A 239-nucleotide genomic window follows, 5' to 3' on the forward strand; every position below is an offset into this window, starting at 1 on the left:
TGTTAATTTATCTCAGGCTGCAGTTTTCGGTAATGTTACATCAAATAATAATGCTATAAACCTATCTTATGTAAATATAACAGGTGATATAACTGCAAACTCAGGAAATATAACGATATCAGACTCTTCGGTTGCTGGTTCAATATCCACCTTGAGTAATAGTGTGACTATCATCAATACTAATGCCCAAGGAAATATCCAGTCACATTCGGGTCTAACTATCACTGGAGGTACTTATA

1 protein-coding gene is annotated in these 239 nt (G+C 34.7%); it reads left to right on the forward strand.

Translation table 11 applies throughout. The features are described 5' to 3' along the window. Positions 1-239: hypothetical protein (locus Q5762_RS39550; protein WP_315897155.1), on the forward strand; the 239-nt coding region annotated here is incomplete at both ends.

Source organism: Streptomyces sp. P9(2023), assembly GCF_032436795.1.
Taxonomy (GTDB): Bacteria; Actinomycetota; Actinomycetes; order Streptomycetales; family Streptomycetaceae; genus Streptomyces.